The organism is Salegentibacter salinarum, assembly GCF_900168115.1.
Classification (GTDB): domain Bacteria; phylum Bacteroidota; class Bacteroidia; order Flavobacteriales; family Flavobacteriaceae; genus Salegentibacter; species Salegentibacter salinarum.
In genome coordinates, this window is record NZ_FUZC01000006.1 from 181184 (window position 1) to 196629 (window position 15446).

Annotated in this window: 30 protein-coding genes; all 30 read left to right on the forward strand. The window is 38.1% G+C overall.

The annotated features are described in order from the left end of the window. Window positions 1-6: 6 nt before the first annotated feature. The gene (rpsJ, locus tag B5X53_RS09230; protein WP_037319211.1) at window positions 7-312 is read left to right on the forward strand and encodes a 30S ribosomal protein S10; all 306 of its coding nucleotides are present in this window, start codon (window positions 7-9) and stop codon (window positions 310-312) included. A gap of 201 nt (window positions 313-513) precedes the next feature. Then, window positions 514-1125 (forward strand): 50S ribosomal protein L3, encoded by a 612-nt coding sequence (rplC, locus tag B5X53_RS09235; protein ID WP_075324954.1) that lies wholly within the window; start codon window positions 514-516, stop codon window positions 1123-1125. Further along, on the forward strand, window positions 1125-1754 hold the full coding sequence (rplD, locus tag B5X53_RS09240) for a 50S ribosomal protein L4 (protein WP_079712955.1): 630 nt from the start codon (window positions 1125-1127) through the stop codon (window positions 1752-1754). Before rplC ends, rplD begins: the two co-directional genes overlap by 1 nt. A gap of 5 nt (window positions 1755-1759) precedes the next feature. Beyond that, a complete protein-coding gene (gene rplW / locus B5X53_RS09245) occupies window positions 1760-2050 on the forward strand; it encodes a 50S ribosomal protein L23 (RefSeq protein ID WP_057482234.1) in 291 nt (96 codons plus the stop codon). A gap of 9 nt (window positions 2051-2059) precedes the next feature. Beyond that, window positions 2060-2887, forward strand: coding sequence for a 50S ribosomal protein L2 (gene rplB, locus B5X53_RS09250; RefSeq protein WP_079712956.1), 828 nt, complete (start codon window positions 2060-2062; stop codon window positions 2885-2887). Between the two features lie 6 nt (window positions 2888-2893). Next, complete coding sequence (gene rpsS / locus B5X53_RS09255; protein WP_057482232.1) at window positions 2894-3172, forward strand: 30S ribosomal protein S19; 279 nt, start codon at window positions 2894-2896, stop codon at window positions 3170-3172. A gap of 8 nt (window positions 3173-3180) precedes the next feature. Further along, a complete protein-coding gene (gene rplV / locus B5X53_RS09260) occupies window positions 3181-3588 on the forward strand; it encodes a 50S ribosomal protein L22 (RefSeq protein ID WP_075324950.1) in 408 nt (135 codons plus the stop codon). A 7-nt stretch (window positions 3589-3595) separates the two neighbouring features. Then, window positions 3596-4315: a 30S ribosomal protein S3 gene (gene rpsC / locus B5X53_RS09265; protein WP_075324949.1), complete on the forward strand. Its 720-nt coding sequence runs from the start codon at window positions 3596-3598 to the stop codon at window positions 4313-4315. A 19-nt stretch (window positions 4316-4334) separates the two neighbouring features. After that, window positions 4335-4754: a 50S ribosomal protein L16 gene (rplP, locus tag B5X53_RS09270; RefSeq protein WP_057482229.1), complete on the forward strand. Its 420-nt coding sequence runs from the start codon at window positions 4335-4337 to the stop codon at window positions 4752-4754. A gap of 12 nt (window positions 4755-4766) precedes the next feature. Beyond that, a complete protein-coding gene (rpmC, locus tag B5X53_RS09275; protein WP_037319233.1) occupies window positions 4767-4958 on the forward strand; it encodes a 50S ribosomal protein L29 in 192 nt (63 codons plus the stop codon). A gap of 18 nt (window positions 4959-4976) precedes the next feature. Continuing rightward, window positions 4977-5234: a 30S ribosomal protein S17 gene (rpsQ, locus tag B5X53_RS09280; protein ID WP_037319236.1), complete on the forward strand. Its 258-nt coding sequence runs from the start codon at window positions 4977-4979 to the stop codon at window positions 5232-5234. Next, entirely contained in the window at window positions 5234-5602 is a 369-nt protein-coding gene (gene rplN / locus B5X53_RS09285; protein WP_037319239.1) for a 50S ribosomal protein L14, read from the forward strand. Before rpsQ ends, rplN begins: the two co-directional genes overlap by 1 nt. Before the next feature lie 12 nt (window positions 5603-5614). Then, the gene (rplX, locus tag B5X53_RS09290; RefSeq protein WP_079712957.1) at window positions 5615-5926 is read left to right on the forward strand and encodes a 50S ribosomal protein L24; all 312 of its coding nucleotides are present in this window, start codon (window positions 5615-5617) and stop codon (window positions 5924-5926) included. 2 nt (window positions 5927-5928) lie between these two features. Next, on the forward strand, window positions 5929-6480 hold the full coding sequence (gene rplE / locus B5X53_RS09295; protein WP_079712958.1) for a 50S ribosomal protein L5: 552 nt from the start codon (window positions 5929-5931) through the stop codon (window positions 6478-6480). 2 nt (window positions 6481-6482) lie between these two features. Continuing rightward, complete coding sequence (rpsN, locus tag B5X53_RS09300) at window positions 6483-6752, forward strand: 30S ribosomal protein S14 (protein ID WP_079712959.1); 270 nt, start codon at window positions 6483-6485, stop codon at window positions 6750-6752. A gap of 66 nt (window positions 6753-6818) precedes the next feature. After that, window positions 6819-7220 (forward strand): 30S ribosomal protein S8, encoded by a 402-nt coding sequence (rpsH, locus tag B5X53_RS09305; protein ID WP_079712960.1) that lies wholly within the window; start codon window positions 6819-6821, stop codon window positions 7218-7220. 19 nt (window positions 7221-7239) lie between these two features. Further along, complete coding sequence (rplF, locus tag B5X53_RS09310) at window positions 7240-7782, forward strand: 50S ribosomal protein L6 (RefSeq protein WP_079712961.1); 543 nt, start codon at window positions 7240-7242, stop codon at window positions 7780-7782. 12 nt (window positions 7783-7794) lie between these two features. After that, a complete protein-coding gene (gene rplR, locus B5X53_RS09315; RefSeq protein ID WP_075324943.1) occupies window positions 7795-8148 on the forward strand; it encodes a 50S ribosomal protein L18 in 354 nt (117 codons plus the stop codon). A 6-nt stretch (window positions 8149-8154) separates the two neighbouring features. After that, on the forward strand, window positions 8155-8679 hold the full coding sequence (rpsE, locus tag B5X53_RS09320) for a 30S ribosomal protein S5 (protein ID WP_075324942.1): 525 nt from the start codon (window positions 8155-8157) through the stop codon (window positions 8677-8679). 13 nt (window positions 8680-8692) lie between these two features. Beyond that, the gene (gene rpmD, locus B5X53_RS09325) at window positions 8693-8875 is read left to right on the forward strand and encodes a 50S ribosomal protein L30 (protein WP_079712962.1); all 183 of its coding nucleotides are present in this window, start codon (window positions 8693-8695) and stop codon (window positions 8873-8875) included. A gap of 9 nt (window positions 8876-8884) precedes the next feature. Beyond that, a complete protein-coding gene (gene rplO / locus B5X53_RS09330) occupies window positions 8885-9337 on the forward strand; it encodes a 50S ribosomal protein L15 (protein WP_079712963.1) in 453 nt (150 codons plus the stop codon). An 11-nt stretch (window positions 9338-9348) separates the two neighbouring features. Next, the gene (secY, locus tag B5X53_RS09335; protein WP_075324939.1) at window positions 9349-10686 is read left to right on the forward strand and encodes a preprotein translocase subunit SecY; all 1338 of its coding nucleotides are present in this window, start codon (window positions 9349-9351) and stop codon (window positions 10684-10686) included. Between the two features lie 2 nt (window positions 10687-10688). Continuing rightward, a complete protein-coding gene (gene infA / locus B5X53_RS09340) occupies window positions 10689-10904 on the forward strand; it encodes a translation initiation factor IF-1 (RefSeq protein ID WP_013073244.1) in 216 nt (71 codons plus the stop codon). 118 nt (window positions 10905-11022) lie between these two features. Continuing rightward, window positions 11023-11139, forward strand: a complete 117-nt coding sequence (gene ykgO / locus B5X53_RS09345; protein WP_013305171.1) for a type B 50S ribosomal protein L36 — start codon at window positions 11023-11025, stop codon at window positions 11137-11139. Between the two features lie 2 nt (window positions 11140-11141). Continuing rightward, on the forward strand, window positions 11142-11516 hold the full coding sequence (gene rpsM, locus B5X53_RS09350) for a 30S ribosomal protein S13 (protein ID WP_079712964.1): 375 nt from the start codon (window positions 11142-11144) through the stop codon (window positions 11514-11516). Window positions 11517-11524: 8 nt separating this feature from the next. Further along, the gene (rpsK, locus tag B5X53_RS09355; RefSeq protein WP_037319270.1) at window positions 11525-11911 is read left to right on the forward strand and encodes a 30S ribosomal protein S11; all 387 of its coding nucleotides are present in this window, start codon (window positions 11525-11527) and stop codon (window positions 11909-11911) included. 87 nt (window positions 11912-11998) lie between these two features. Next, the gene (gene rpsD, locus B5X53_RS09360) at window positions 11999-12604 is read left to right on the forward strand and encodes a 30S ribosomal protein S4 (RefSeq protein ID WP_079712965.1); all 606 of its coding nucleotides are present in this window, start codon (window positions 11999-12001) and stop codon (window positions 12602-12604) included. A 20-nt stretch (window positions 12605-12624) separates the two neighbouring features. Then, entirely contained in the window at window positions 12625-13617 is a 993-nt protein-coding gene (locus tag B5X53_RS09365; RefSeq protein WP_075324936.1) for a DNA-directed RNA polymerase subunit alpha, read from the forward strand. Between the two features lie 69 nt (window positions 13618-13686). Then, window positions 13687-14196: a 50S ribosomal protein L17 gene (rplQ, locus tag B5X53_RS09370; RefSeq protein ID WP_079712966.1), complete on the forward strand. Its 510-nt coding sequence runs from the start codon at window positions 13687-13689 to the stop codon at window positions 14194-14196. A gap of 130 nt (window positions 14197-14326) precedes the next feature. Then, window positions 14327-15439, forward strand: coding sequence for a glutamine-hydrolyzing carbamoyl-phosphate synthase small subunit (carA, locus tag B5X53_RS09375; RefSeq protein ID WP_079712967.1), 1113 nt, complete (start codon window positions 14327-14329; stop codon window positions 15437-15439). The last annotated feature ends 7 nt before the right edge of the window (window positions 15440-15446 follow it).

The window sequence follows — 15446 nt, forward strand, 5'->3', positions numbered from 1 at the left end:
AGGAAAATGAGTCAGAAAATAAGAATAAAACTAAAATCCTACGATCATAACCTGGTAGATAAATCTGCAGAGAAGATCGTGAAGACTGTAAAAACTACAGGTGCGGTGGTAACAGGACCAATTCCTTTGCCAACTCACAAGAAACTTTTTACTGTTTTACGTTCTCCTCACGTAAACAAGAAAGCCAGAGAGCAGTTTCAATTAAGCTCTTACAAAAGGCTTCTTGATATCTACAGTTCTTCTTCTAAAACAATTGATGCGTTGATGAAGCTTGAACTACCTAGTGGGGTTGAAGTAGAGATTAAGGTGTGATGAAACTTGGTTTTTCCGGTTTTTCCGGAAGGCCTTAGTTGAATACATCCCGGACTCGATTCGGGATCTCTTGAGTAAAACTCAAGTTTACATGTCCTAAGCAGTTGGCGAGGGAAAAACGGAAGAAAGGTACATTCAGGGCGAAAGTATTTTTCTGCCCTGAATTTTTTTAAATAAATAAGTAATAATCAATAATTAATTATGTCTGGGTTAATAGGAAAAAAAATAGGCATGACCAGTATTTTTGACGAGAACGGGAAAAATATTCCCTGTACCGTAATAGAAGCAGGTCCATGCGTAGTTACCCAAGTCAGAACCAAAGAGGTTGACGGGTATGAGGCACTTCAAGTTGGTTTCGATGACAAAAAGACTGCAAACAAAGCTGCTGAAGGGCACGCTAAAAAAGCAGGAAGCGTTGCAAAACGTAAAGTCGTTGAATTCCAGGGCTATGAAGCAGATTATAAATTAGGTGATGCTATCACGGTAGAGCACTTTAACGAGGGGGAATTTGTAGATATTGCAGGTACTTCTAAAGGTAAAGGCTTTCAAGGGGTTGTAAAGAGACACAACTTTGGTGGTGTGGGTCAAGCGACTCACGGTCAGCATAACCGTTTAAGAGCTCCGGGTTCTATTGGTGCAGCGTCTTACCCTGCACGGGTTTTCAAAGGAATGAAAATGGCCGGTAGAATGGGTGGAGAGAGAGTAAAAGTAGAAAACCTGAGAGTTTTAAAAGTGGTGGCAGATAAAAACCTTTTAGTAGTAAAAGGATGTGTGCCAGGTCACAAAAACTCATACGTAATCATTAGCAAGTAATGGAAGTAGCAGTTTTAGATATTAAAGGAAAAGAAACAGGCAGAAAAGCAAAGCTTTCTGATTCTGTTTTCGCTATAGAGCCAAACGATCACGCAGTTTATCTAGATGTTAAACAATATTTAGCTAATCAGCGCCAGGGAACCCACAAAGCTAAAGAAAGAGCTGAGATTACTGGGAGTACCCGTAAGATCAAAAAACAAAAAGGTACCGGTACAGCACGTGCAGGTAGCATTAAGTCACCAATTTTTAAAGGTGGTGGACGTGTTTTTGGACCAAGACCAAGAAACTATGGTTTTAAATTAAACAAAAATTTAAAACGTTTGGCAAGAAAATCGGCTTTATCAATAAAAGCAAAAGGAGAATCAATTTTTGTAGTTGAAGACTTTTCTTTTGATGCGCCGAAAACAAAAAGTATGATAGATGTTTTGAAAGCCCTTGGTATTCAGGACAAAAAATCACTTATAGTGTTGGGTGACTCAAATAAAAATGTATATTTGTCGTCACGTAATTTAAAAGGACTTGAGGTTGTAAATTCCTCAGAATTAAGTACATACGGAATTCTTAATGCTAAGAATATCGTGTTGCTTGAAGGTTCTTTAGAAGGAATTGAGTCGAATTTAAGTAAATAAGCCTTATGAGTATCTTGATAAAACCAATTATTACAGAAAAAGCCACCGGGGATAGCGAGTTGAATAACCGTTTTTCTTTTGTGGTAGACAGTAAGGCGAATAAGATTGAAATTAAGAATGCAGTAGAAGCTGCCTACGGAGTTTCAGTTGAAAAAGTTCGTACCATAAATGTTCGTCCAGATCGCAAAACCAGATATACAAAATCTGGTATGATTACTGGTAAAACCAAAGCTTTCAAAAAAGCATTGGTACAGGTGACGGAAGGTGAAACTATTGATTTATACAGTAATCTTTAAGATTAAAAAATGTCAGTTAGAAAATTAAAACCAATCACCCCTGGTCAGCGTTTTAGAGTAGTTAATGGTTTTGACGCCATTACTACTGATAAGCCGGAGAAGAGTTTAATAGCTCCGTTAAAAAAATCAGGTGGGAGAAACAGTCAGGGAAAAATGACTATCCGCTACAAAGGTGGAGGTCATAAAAGACGTTACAGAATTGTAGACTTTAAACGCGATAAGCATGGAATTCCTGCTACCGTTGCGAGTATAGAATACGATCCAAACAGAACTGCCTTTATCGCATTGTTGAATTACCAGGATGGTGAGAAACGATACGTTATTGCTCAAAATGGGTTACAGGTAGGTCAAAATATTGTATCAAGCACAGATTCGGCTGCTCCAGAAATTGGAAATGCAATGCCGTTATCTAGTATTCCGCTTGGTACTGTAGTTTCTTGTATAGAGTTAAGAGCCGGTCAAGGTGCTGTAATGGCAAGAAGTGCTGGAGCTTTTGCTCAATTATTAGCAAGAGAAGGAAAATATGCAACCGTAAAACTACCTTCAGGGGAAATTAGAAGGGTGTTAGCTACTTGTATGGCAACAATTGGAGCTGTATCAAATAGTGATCATCAGCTTCAGGTTTCTGGTAAAGCTGGTAGAAAACGTTGGTTGGGTATTAGGCCAAGAACAAGACCAGTTGCAATGAACCCTGTAGATCACCCAATGGGTGGTGGAGAAGGAAGAGCTTCCGGTGGTCACCCACGTTCTAGAAAAGGTTTACCTGCTAAAGGTTTCAAAACCCGTTCAAGAACAAAAGCGAGTAATAAATATATTGTAGAACGTAGAAAGAAATAATAAGATATGGCACGTTCATTAAAAAAAGGACCTTACGTTCACTATAAGTTAGATAAGAAGGTTGCTCAAAATGTTGAGTCTGGTAAAAAAGCTGTGATCAAAACCTGGTCTAGGGCTTCAATGATTACTCCAGATTTCGTTGGGCAAACTATCGCTGTTCATAACGGGAAACAATTTGTACCTGTATATGTAACAGAGAACATGGTAGGGCATAAATTAGGAGAATTTTCACCAACCCGTTCCTTTAGAGGGCATTCTGGTGCAAAAAATAAAGGTAAAAGATAATTGAAGCTATGGGAGTTCGTAAAAGAGAAAGAGCAGAGCAAATAAAAGAAGCCAAAAAACAGGTAGCTTTTGCAAAGTTGAATAACTGCCCTACTTCGCCTAGAAAAATGCGCTTAGTTGCGGATTTAGTAAGAGGAGAGAAAGTAGAAAAAGCGCTTCAAATATTAAAATTCAGTTCAAAAGAAGCTTCTGGACGTTTAGAGAAATTATTGCTTTCAGCAATAGCCAACTGGCAATCTAAAAATGAAGATGCAAGTATTGAAGATGCTGAATTATTTGTAAAAGAAATCCGTGTAGATGGAGGAGCGATGCTTAAGAGGCTACGTCCTGCACCACAGGGTCGCGCACATAGAATTAGAAAGAGATCCAATCACGTTACTTTGGTGCTTGGAGAAAACAATAATACACAAAGCTAAGTAGAGTATGGGACAAAAAACAAATCCAATCGGGAATCGCCTTGGTATCGTAAGAGGATGGGAATCCAACTGGTACGGAGGAAATGACTACGGCGACAAATTAGCCGAAGACGATAAGATTAGAAAGTACATCCATGCTCGTCTTTCAAAAGCGAGTGTATCCAGGGTAATTATTGAGCGTACGCTTAAGCTTGTAACCGTTACTATCACCACTGCCAGACCAGGTATTATTATTGGTAAAGGCGGCCAGGAGGTAGACAAGCTTAAAGAAGAACTTAAGAAAATTACCGACAAGGAAGTTCAAATTAACATCTTTGAGATTAAGAGGCCAGAACTTGATGCGCATTTAGTAGCATCTAGTGTTGCAAGACAAATTGAAAATCGTATTTCTTACCGTCGTGCAATTAAAATGGCTATCGCGGCTGCTATGAGAATGAATGCTGAAGGAATCAAGATTCAGATTTCCGGACGTTTAAATGGTGCTGAAATGGCACGTTCAGAAGCATACAAAGATGGTAGAATTCCTCTGTCTACTTTTAGGGCCGATATTGACTATGCTTTAGTTGAAGCTCACACTACTTATGGTAGGTTGGGTGTTAAAGTGTGGATCATGAAAGGCGAAGTTTATGGTAAAAGAGATCTTTCTCCACTTGTTGGAATGTCCAAGAAGCAAGGAGGGAAACCTGGAGCCGGGCGAGGTGGTAACAAATCACGTCGTAGAAAGTAATTTTTTAAAGTAAAGAAAAATGTTACAACCTAAAAGAACAAAATACCGTAAACAGCAGAAGGGCCGTATGAAAGGCAACGCCGGAAGAGGGCATAGACTCTCTAATGGTACCTTTGGAATTAAATCTATGGATTCTAGTTTCATTACTGCCCGCCAAATTGAAGCTGCACGTATTGCTGCTACCCGATATATGAAAAGGGAAGGTTCTATCTGGATTAAAATATTTCCAGACAAGCCTATCACTAAGAAGCCTCTAGAGGTTCGTATGGGTAAAGGTAAAGGTGCCGTAGAATATTGGGCTGCTGTTGTAAAACCAGGAAGAATTATGTTTGAAATTGGTGGAGTGCCAATGGATGTTGCAAAAGAAGCTTTAAGGCTTGCAGCGCAGAAACTTCCGGTAAGAACCAAATTTATTGTAGCTAGAGATTATCAAGCTTAATATTATAAAGTTATGAAACAATCAGAAGTAAAAGAACTGTCTGTGGCAGAATTACAAGAAGAGCTTGGGAAATCTAGAAAAGCATATTCAGATTTGAAAATGGCTCACGCAGTTTCGCCATTAGAGAACCCAATACAGCTTAGAGCTGTACGAAGAACTATAGCGAGACTTGCTACAGAGTTAACTAAAAGAGAACAACAATAAGTGTTATTCTGCTGAAAGATGGAAAAAAGAAATTTAAGAAAAGAGCGTATAGGCGTTGTTACAAGTAATAAAATGCAGAAATCTATAGTGGTTTCTGAAGTTAAGAAAGTAAAACACCCTATGTATGGAAAATTCGTTTTAAAAACGAAAAAATACGTAGCGCACGACGAAACAAACGACTGCAACGAAGGAGATACAGTAAGGATCATGGAAACAAGACCTTTAAGTAAATCTAAATGTTGGAGATTAGTAGAAATAATTGAAAGAGCGAAGTAATGGTACAACAAGAGTCTAGACTAAGAGTAGCAGACAATACCGGGGCAAAAGAAGTTTTGACCATACGTGTATTGGGCGGTACAAAGAAAAGATACGCTTCTGTTGGGGACAAAATAGTTGTCAGCGTTAAAGAAGCTACACCTAACGGAAATATCAAAAAAGGTGCAGTTTCAACAGCAGTTGTTGTTCGTACCAAGAAAGAAGTGCGCAGGCAAGACGGGTCTTATATCCGTTTTGATGATAATGCCTGTGTATTACTAAACCCTACCGGAGAAATGCGCGGAACTCGTGTATTTGGCCCGGTTGCGAGAGAACTTCGTGATAAGCAATTCATGAAAATTGTATCATTGGCACCAGAGGTGCTTTAATACATTAACAAGATGAGAAAGCTTAAAATAAAGACTGGAGATACTGTAAGAGTTATTGCCGGAGACCATAAAGGTCAGGAAGGTAAAGTTCAAAAAGTTCTCATAGATAAGAATAAAGCCATCGTGGAAGGTGTAAACACTATCTCTAAACATGAGAAGCCAAGTGCATCTAACCCACAAGGTGGTATTGTAAAGAAAGAAGCTCCTATTCATATTTCTAACCTTTCTTTGTTAGACAAAGATGGTAATACTACCAGAGTTGGATATAAAGAAGAGGATGGAAAGAAAGTAAGATTTTCCAAAAAATCTAATGAAGTAATTTAGTTATGGCATACGTACCAAGACTTAGATCAGAATATGCAGAGCGAGTAAAGCCTGCATTAAAAGAAGAATTTAGCTATGCTAACGTAATGGAGATCCCAAAACTTGAAAAAATAGTTTTGAGCCGTGGCGTTGGTGCAGCTGTAGCAGATAAAAAGCTAATTGACCATGCTGTAGATGAACTTTCTACAATTACCGGTCAAAAAGCGGTGCAAACCATTTCTAAAAAGGATGTTGCTTCATTCAAACTTCGTAAAGGAATGCCAATTGGGGCAAAAGTTACTTTACGAGGATACAGAATGTACGAATTCTTAGATCGTTTAATAACATCAGCACTTCCACGTGTTCGTGATTTTAACGGGATTAAGGCAAATGGTTTTGATGGTAGAGGAAACTATAATTTAGGTGTTACTGAACAAATCATCTTTCCGGAGATCGATATTGATAAGGTAAACCGAATTAATGGTATGGATATCACCTTCGTAACTACTGCAAAGACCGATAAAGAAGCGAAATCATTGTTAACCGAACTAGGATTACCTTTTAAAAAGAATTAATTATGGCTAAAGAATCAATGAAAGCCCGTGAGGTGAAGAGACAAAAAATGGTAAAAAAGTATGCTGAAAAGCGCGCTGCTCTTAAAGAGGCAGGTGACTTTGAAGGTTTACAGAAATTACCAAAAAATTCTTCTCCTGTACGTTTGCATAACCGTTGTAAGCTAACTGGTAGGCCAAAAGGTTATATGAGACAGTTTGGTCTTTCTCGTGTAATGTTTAGAGAAATGGCTAATAAGGGATTAATTCCTGGAGTTAGAAAAGCTAGTTGGTAAAATTATAAATTGGTTGAAGGTTCTCCCGAGTGACGGGACGAAAACCACATCCGCAAATTAAGATAGATGAATACAGATCCTATTGCAGATTATTTGACAAGAGTTAGGAACGCTGTGGCTGCAAACCACAGGGTGGTAGAGATACCAGCTTCTAACCTTAAAAAGGAAATTACAAAAATATTATTCGATCAGGGATATATTCTTAGTTACAAGTTTGATGATGATGCTAGTGCCCAGGGAACAATTAAAATTGCCCTTAAGTATGACAAAATCACAAAAGAGCCTGTAATTAAAGATATCCAGAGAATAAGTAAACCTGGTTTACGTAAGTATTCCGGCGCTGACGAATTGCCACGTATCTTAAATGGTCTTGGTATCGCTATAGTTTCTACTTCTCACGGTGTAATGACCGGGAAGCAGGCTAAAGCCGAGAAAGTTGGTGGTGAAGTATTGTGTTACGTTTACTAATACTTAAAAGACTAAAGAAATGTCAAGAATAGGTAAAAACCCAATTACAATTCCAGAAGGTGTAAATGTAGACCTTAAAGACGGCGTTGTAACGGTAAAAGGAAAATTAGGAGAACTTAAGCAGGAAATTAACGACATTGATGTGAAAATTGAAGATGGCGTAATTACTTTTGAACGTTCTTCAGAGAAAAGTGATCAAAAAGCAAAACACGGTCTTTATCGTGCTTTGGTAAACAATATGATTGAAGGAGTATCTAACGGATATACAAAATCTTTAGAATTGGTAGGAGTTGGTTATAGAGCTTCTAACCAGGGACAAAAATTAGATTTAGCCGTTGGGTTTTCCCATAATATTGTAATAGATTTGGCACCGGAAGTGAAAGTAGAAGCAATTTCAGAGAAAGGGAAAAACCCAGTCGTGAAATTAACTTCTTACGATAAACAACTTGTGGGCCAGGTAGCTGCTAAGATACGCTCCTTTAGAGCACCAGAACCTTACAAAGGTAAAGGTATCAAGTACGTTGGAGAACAATTACGTAGAAAAGCAGGTAAATCAGCTTAATAAAGTTTAGATATGGCAGTTTCAAAACAAGATAGACGAAATAAGATTAGAAAGCGTGTTCGTAAGTCAATTACGGGTACCGCTAGCCGTCCAAGATTATCTGTATTTAGAAGTAATAAAGAAATTTATGCTCAAATTATAGATGACGTAGAAGGAAAAACACTAGCTGCAGCCTCTTCAAGAGATAAAGGCGTATCAGTAGAAGGTGATAAATCCAAACAAGCAGAATTGGTTGGTAAAGCCCTTGCTGAAAAAGCTTTGAAAGCCGGTGTAGAAACCATTTCTTTTGACAGAGGTGGTTACCTGTATCACGGAAGAGTTAAATCATTAGCAGAAGGTGCTCGAGAAGGAGGACTAAAATTCTAGAAAATTATGTATCAAGATTATAAAAACGTAGAACATGTAAAACCGGGCGGACTTGAATTAAAAGACCGTTTGGTAGGAGTACAACGTGTGACCAAAGTAACCAAAGGTGGTAGAGCTTTTGGATTTTCTGCTATTGTTGTAGTAGGAGATGAGAATGGTGTTGTAGGGCAAGGTTTAGGAAAATCTAAAGAAGTTGCCGATGCTATCTCTAAAGCTGTGGAAGATGCAAAGAAGAATTTAGTGCGTATTCCTTTACATAAAGGAAGCCTTCCTCACGAGCAAAAAGGTAAGTATGGTGGAGCGAGAGTTCTTTTACTACCTGCTGCAACTGGTACCGGGATTATAGCCGGTGGTGCAATTCGTGCCGTACTGGAAGCTGTTGGTGTGCATGACGTACTTTCTAAAAACCAGGGGTCTTCAAACCCACACAACGTAGTAAAGGCTACTTTTGATGCGCTGCTTCAATTAAGAAGTGCAGATACAGTTGCTAAACAACGCGGTATTTCATTAGAAAAGGTTTTTAAAGGATAAATCAAGGAGAAAGATGGGAAAGATAAAAGTTACAAAAGTAAAGAGTGCAATTAACCGATCTAAAAACCAGAAACTGGTTTTAGAGTCTCTTGGTCTTAAGAAAATTGGCCAGACGGTAGAGCATAACGATACGCCAAACATCCTTGGTATGGTAAATAAAGTTAAACATTTAGTTTCCACTGAGGAAACAAAATAATAGATTCACATGGAATTAAATAACTTAAAACCTGCAAAAGGTTCAGTTAAGAGTAACAACAAGCGTGTTGGCCGTGGAGAAGGATCAGGTAAAGGTGGTACTGCCACCCGTGGTCACAAAGGGGCTAAATCTCGTTCTGGTTACTCCAAGAAGATTGGTTTTGAAGGTGGGCAAATGCCACTTCAACGTCGTGTTCCAAAATTTGGTTTCACTAACAGAAATCGTGTAGCATACCAGGGTGTGAACCTTGATACTTTACAGCGTTTGGTTGATGAAGGTAAAATTAAAGATACTGTAGATGTTGATGCCTTGATCGAAAACGGTCTTGTGAGCAAAAACAAACCAGTAAAGATATTAGGTAGAGGTGAATTAAAGGCAAAGTTGAAAATATCTGTTCATAAATTTACAGCCACAGCAAAGGAAGCTATAGAAGCTGCTGGAGGTGAAGTTGTTACTTTATAATAGATAGCCAAATGAAATTCATCAATACTATTAAAAATATTTGGAAGATCGAGGAACTAAAAAATAGAATTTTAGTAACCCTCGGTCTATTATTAGTTTATCGTTTTGGGGCACAGGTTGTGCTTCCCGGGATAGATGCTTCACAGTTATCTAACCTGGCATCCCAAACAGATGGAGGTCTTTTAGGCCTCTTAAACGCATTTACAGGTGGTGCTTTTTCTAACGCCTCTGTTTTTGCATTGGGAATTATGCCATATATCTCGGCTTCTATTGTAGTGCAGTTAATGGGTATTGCTATACCTTATTTGCAAAAACTACAAAAAGAAGGAGAGAGCGGTAGACGTAAGATCAATCAGATCACCCGTTGGTTAACTATTGCAATTACATTAGTGCAGGGGCCCGGTTATATTTATAACCTTTTTGCTACACTTCCACAGCAAGCCTTTTTATTAGGCGATACTGTTACATTTGTAGCTTCTGCAGTAGTAATTCTTACTACAGGAACCATTTTCGCAATGTGGCTGGGTGAAAAGATAACCGACAAAGGTATTGGTAATGGTATTTCGCTATTAATTATGGTAGGTATTATTGCTACTTTACCACAAGCATTTATTCAGGAATTTGCTTCCAGAGTATTTGAATCTAACGGTGGACTTATTATGATTCTTATTGAATTGGTAATTTGGTTTGCTATTATTCTAGCTTCGGTAATGTTGGTGATGGCAGTACGCCAAATCCCAGTACAATATGCCAGAAGAACCGCCTCTGGTGGTTACGAGAAAAACGTATTTGGATCGAGACAGTATATTCCACTTAAGCTGAATGCTTCAGGGGTTATGCCAATTATATTTGCGCAGGCTATTATGTTTATCCCGGCTGCTGTAGCAGGATTATCAGATTCTGATGCTGCCCAAGGGGTTACCGCTGCCTTTAGCGATATATTTGGATTTTGGTATAATGTAGTATTCGCATTATTAATTATTGTATTTACTTACTTCTATACCGCGATTACTGTACCTACCAATAAAATGGCTGATGATCTAAAACGAAGTGGGGGATTTATTCCCGGCATTCGTCCAGGAACTGAAACCGCCGAGTTTTTAGATAGAATTATGTCTCAAATTACCTTGCCAGGATCTATTTTCCTTGCACTTATTGCTGTGTTCCCGGCGATTGTAGTGCAACTCTTAGGTGTGCAACAAGGATGGGCATTGTTTTTTGGGGGAACCTCGCTTTTAATTATGGTTGGAGTTGCAATAGATACTATGCAGCAAGTGAATTCTTACTTGTTGAATAGACATTACGACGGATTAATGAAAACAGGTAAAAACAGAAAAGCAGTAGCTTAATTATGGCAAAACAACCGGCAATAGAACAAGACGGAACAATTATAGAAGCATTATCTAATGCAATGTTTCGTGTAGAATTGGAAAATGGTCACGTTGTGACAGCTCATATCTCTGGTAAGATGCGTATGCACTACATTAAATTGTTGCCTGGAGATAAAGTAAAACTGGAAATGAGCCCTTACGATTTAAGTAAGGCTCGTATAACATACAGATACTAAAAGTAATTTGAGCTATTTATAAAATTTTCAGTACTTTTGCAACCTGAAAAAATTATGAATGCTGAAATCCTGATTTTGAGCCTATTTCAAAATCAGCGAATTGAAAAAAACTAAAGAGATGAAAGTTAGAGCATCAGTAAAAAAAAGAAGTGCCGACTGCAAAATTGTACGCAGAAAAGGGCGCCTTTACGTAATTAACAAAAAGAATCCTAGATTTAAACAAAGACAAGGCTAATTATGGCAAGAATTGCAGGGGTAGATATACCTAAACAAAAGCGAGGAGTTATAGCATTGACCTATATCTTCGGAATTGGTAGAAGCAGGGCTCAAAAGATCCTTAGCCAGGCCAAAGTAGATGAAAGCAAAAAAGTTTCAGATTGGGACGATGATGAAATTGGTCGTATCCGTGAAGCTGTTGGAGAATTTACAATCGAAGGAGAATTACGTACAGAAGTTCAAATGAGTATTAAGCGTCTAATGGATATTGGATGCTATAGAGGTATTCGCCACAGAAGTGGTTTGCCACTTAGAGGTCAGAGAACCAAAAATAACTCAAGAACCAGAAAAGGTAGAAGAAAAACAGTTGCTAACAAGAAGAAAGCGACTAAATAGTAAGTAATATGGCAAAGAAGACAGTTCAAAAAAAGCGTAAAGTAACCGTGGAGTCCGTAGGGCAAGCACACGTTACGGCTTCTTTCAATAACATTATTGTTTCCCTTACTAATAAAAAGGGTGACGTTATTGCTTGGTCATCTGCAGGAAAAATGGGTTTTAGAGGTTCTAAAAAGAATACTCCTTATGCTGCCCAGTTAGCTGCAGAAGACGCGTCTAAAGTAGCTCACGAAGCTGGTTTGCGCAAAGTTAAAGTTTACGTTAAAGGGCCGGGGAATGGTAGAGAATCTGCTATTCGTTCGCTTCATAACAACGGGATTGAAGTAACAGAAATTATTGATGTTACTCCATTACCACACAATGGATGTCGTCCTCCTAAGAGACGTAGAGTTTAATAAATAGTATAATAATAAGAGAGGAGTTAAGATTATCGAAGGACAGAGACCTTAATTCATAATCCCTTTCTTCTAAATTTAAAATTAATGGCAAGATATACTGGTCCAAAGACTAAAATAGCCCGTAAATTCGGTGAAGCTATTTTTGGAGACGATAAATCTTTTGAAAAAAGAAATTATCCTCCGGGACAACACGGTAACAACCGTCGTCGCGGTAAGAAATCTGAATATGCTATCCAGTTAATGGAAAAGCAAAAAGCAAAGTATACTTATGGTATCCTTGAGCGTCAGTTTAGCAATATGTTTAAAAAAGCTACCAGAGCGCAGGGAATTACCGGTGAAGTTCTACTTCAACTTTGTGAATCACGTCTTGATAACGTAGTTTATAGAATGGGTATTGCCCCAACTAGAAGCGCTGCAAGACAATTTGTATCTCACAGGCACATTACAGTAAATGGCGAGTTGGTAAACATACCATCTTACCAATTGAAAGCTGGTGATGTTGTAAGTGTTCGTGAAAAATCAAAATCTTTACAGGCTATTCAAGATTCACTAGCTAACAATAGCAGTGTTTACGAATGGATTACCTGGAATAACGAAACAAAACAAGGAACTTTTGTTTCAGTACCCGGACGTATTCAGATTCCGGAAAACATAAATGAACAATTCATCGTCGAATTATATTCGAAATAATAATTCACAGAAGTCGTAATATGGCAATACTAAATTTTCAGAAGCCCGATAAAGTTATAATGATTGATTCAACCGATTTCGAAGGGAAATTTGAATTTCGCCCTTTGGAACCCGGCTATGGATTAACCGTTGGTAACGCTTTAAGGAGAGTGCTTTTATCTTCGTTAGAAGGTTATGCAATCACTTCAATTCGTATAGAAGGCGTAGATCACGAATTCTCCGCTATTCCTGGAGTTGTGGAAGACGTAACAGAAATTATCCTGAATCTTAAACAAGTTAGGTTCAAAAGGCAAATTGATGAAATAGATAACGAAGCCGTTACCATTTCTGTATCTGGAGAAGAACAAATTACTGCCGGTCACTTTCAAAAATTCATTTCAGGCTTTCAGGTACTAAACCCAGATCAGGTTATTTGTACTGCAGATAAGAAAGTAAACCTGAATATGGAAATGACCATAGAAAAAGGTAGAGGTTATGTTCCGGCCGAAGAAAACAAAAAAGCCAACGCACCTCTTGGAACTATATTTACCGATTCTATTTATACACCAATAAAGAACGTGAAATATAGCATTGAAAACTACCGTGTAGAGCAAAAAACCGATTACGAAAAATTGGTTTTTGAAATCGTAAGCGATGGTTCTATACATCCAAAAGATGCACTTACTGAAGCTGCAAAAACACTTATCCACCACTTTATGTTATTCTCAGACGAGCGTATCACGCTTGAAGCTGATGAAATAGCACAAACTGAAACTTATGACGAAGAATCCCTTCACATGAGACAGTTGCTAAAAACCAAGTTAGTAGATATGGATCTTTCAGTAAGAGCTTTAAATTGCTTAAAAGCGGCTGAAGTTGATACCCTGGGAGACCTTGTTTCTTACAATAAAAATGACTTGATGAAGTTTAGAAACTTCGGAAAGAAATCTTTGACAGAGCTTGAAGAACTGGTAAGTAACAAAGGACTTAACTTTGGTATGGACCTTTCAAAATATAAATTAGATAAGGACTAATATATAAGTAGTTTTCCATAAAAGCCGGCAAAAGATCGCGCTTTGGGAAAATGAATTAAGAACAAAACAATGAGACACGGAAAGAAAACAAACCATTTAGGTAGAAAGACCGCTCACAGGAAGTCTATGCTAGCCAATATGGCCTGCTCTCTTATAGAGCACAAGAGAATCAATACCACCGTAGCTAAGGCAAAAGCTTTAAAAGTTTTTGTAGAGCCTTTGGTAACTAAGTCTAAAGAGGATACAACCCACAATCGTAGGTTAGTATTTAGTAAACTTCGCCAAAAGGAAGCTGTAGCCGAATTGTTTCGTGAAGTAGCTCCTAAAGTTGGTGATCGCCCGGGTGGATACACAAGGGTAATTAAGTTAGGTAACCGTCTTGGAGATAATGCCGATATGGCCCTTATCGAGTTAGTTGATTACAACGAAACTTACAACTTAAGTAAAACAGAGAAGAAGAAATCTACGCGTAGAGCGGGTAGAAAGAAATCATCTGATGCTACTCCAAATGCTCCAAAAGCAGAAGGAAAAACAGAAGAGAAATCTTCAGAAAATAAAGAAGACAAAAAAGAGGAATAGAAATGAATCTTTTAAAGTTCTAATTTTTAAAAAGGATAAACTCTCAGGGTTTATCCTTTTTTTATATATTAAAACCAAATACTAATTTCCGCGTAGACGGAAATCCCAACAACACAACAAATAAAGCAAAATGAAATATCAAACCCGAAAAAAAGCGATTATCTTACTGGAAGACGGTACCATCTTTCACGGTAAGGCTGTTGGAGACAAAGACGGTAAAGCCGTTGGTGAAGTTTGTTTTAATACCGGTATGACCGGTTACCAGGAGATCTTTACAGATCCTTCTTATTATGGCCAGCTTATGGTTACCACCAATGCCCACATTGGTAATTACGGAACTTTAGCCGAAGAAAGTGAATCTGATAAAGCTAAAATCGCCGGACTAATCTGTAAGAATTTTAGTTATACCCATTCCCGTCCAGCGGCGGACAAATCACTTCAGGAATTTTTAGACGATAGTAATCTTTTCGCAATTTCAGATGTAGATACACGAGCCCTTGTAACTTATATTCGGGAAAATGGTGCAATGAATGCAATTATTTCTACTGATGTTGATAATATTAAAGGCCTTAAAAAAGAACTTGCTGAAGTTCCTGATATGAATGGTTTGGAACTTGCTTCTAAAGTTTCAACTAAAGAACCTTATTATTTCGGGAATGAAAATGCGACTTATAAAATCGCCGCGCTTGATGTTGGTATTAAAAAGAATATTCTTCGCAATTTTGATCAGCGTGATGTGTATGTAAAAGTTTTTCCATACAACGCGACTTACGAAGAAATGAGTGAATGGAATCCAGACGGTTATTTTCTTTCTAACGGGCCCGGAGATCCTGCACCTTTAAATAGTGCTATTAATCTTACAAAATCGATTATAGAAAAAGATCATCCATTGTTTGGTATATGTTTGGGACACCAAATAATCGCCATTGCTAATGGTATTAAAACCTATAAAATGCACCACGGGCACCGTGGAATAAATCACCCGGTAAAAAACCTTAAAACAGGAAAAGGAGAGATTACTTCTCAAAATCACGGTTTTTCGGTAGACAAAGCAGAAACTGAAGCCAATACTGAAGTAGAAATCACCCACATTTGCTTAAACGACGATACGGTAGGTGGAATAGCCATGAAAAACAAGAATTGCTTCTCGGTACAATACCACCCGGAAGCAAGTCCAGGTCCTCACGACGCCAGCTATTTATTTGACGAATTTATGGATAGAATAAAAGGAGCAAAAGCCTGATTTAGTT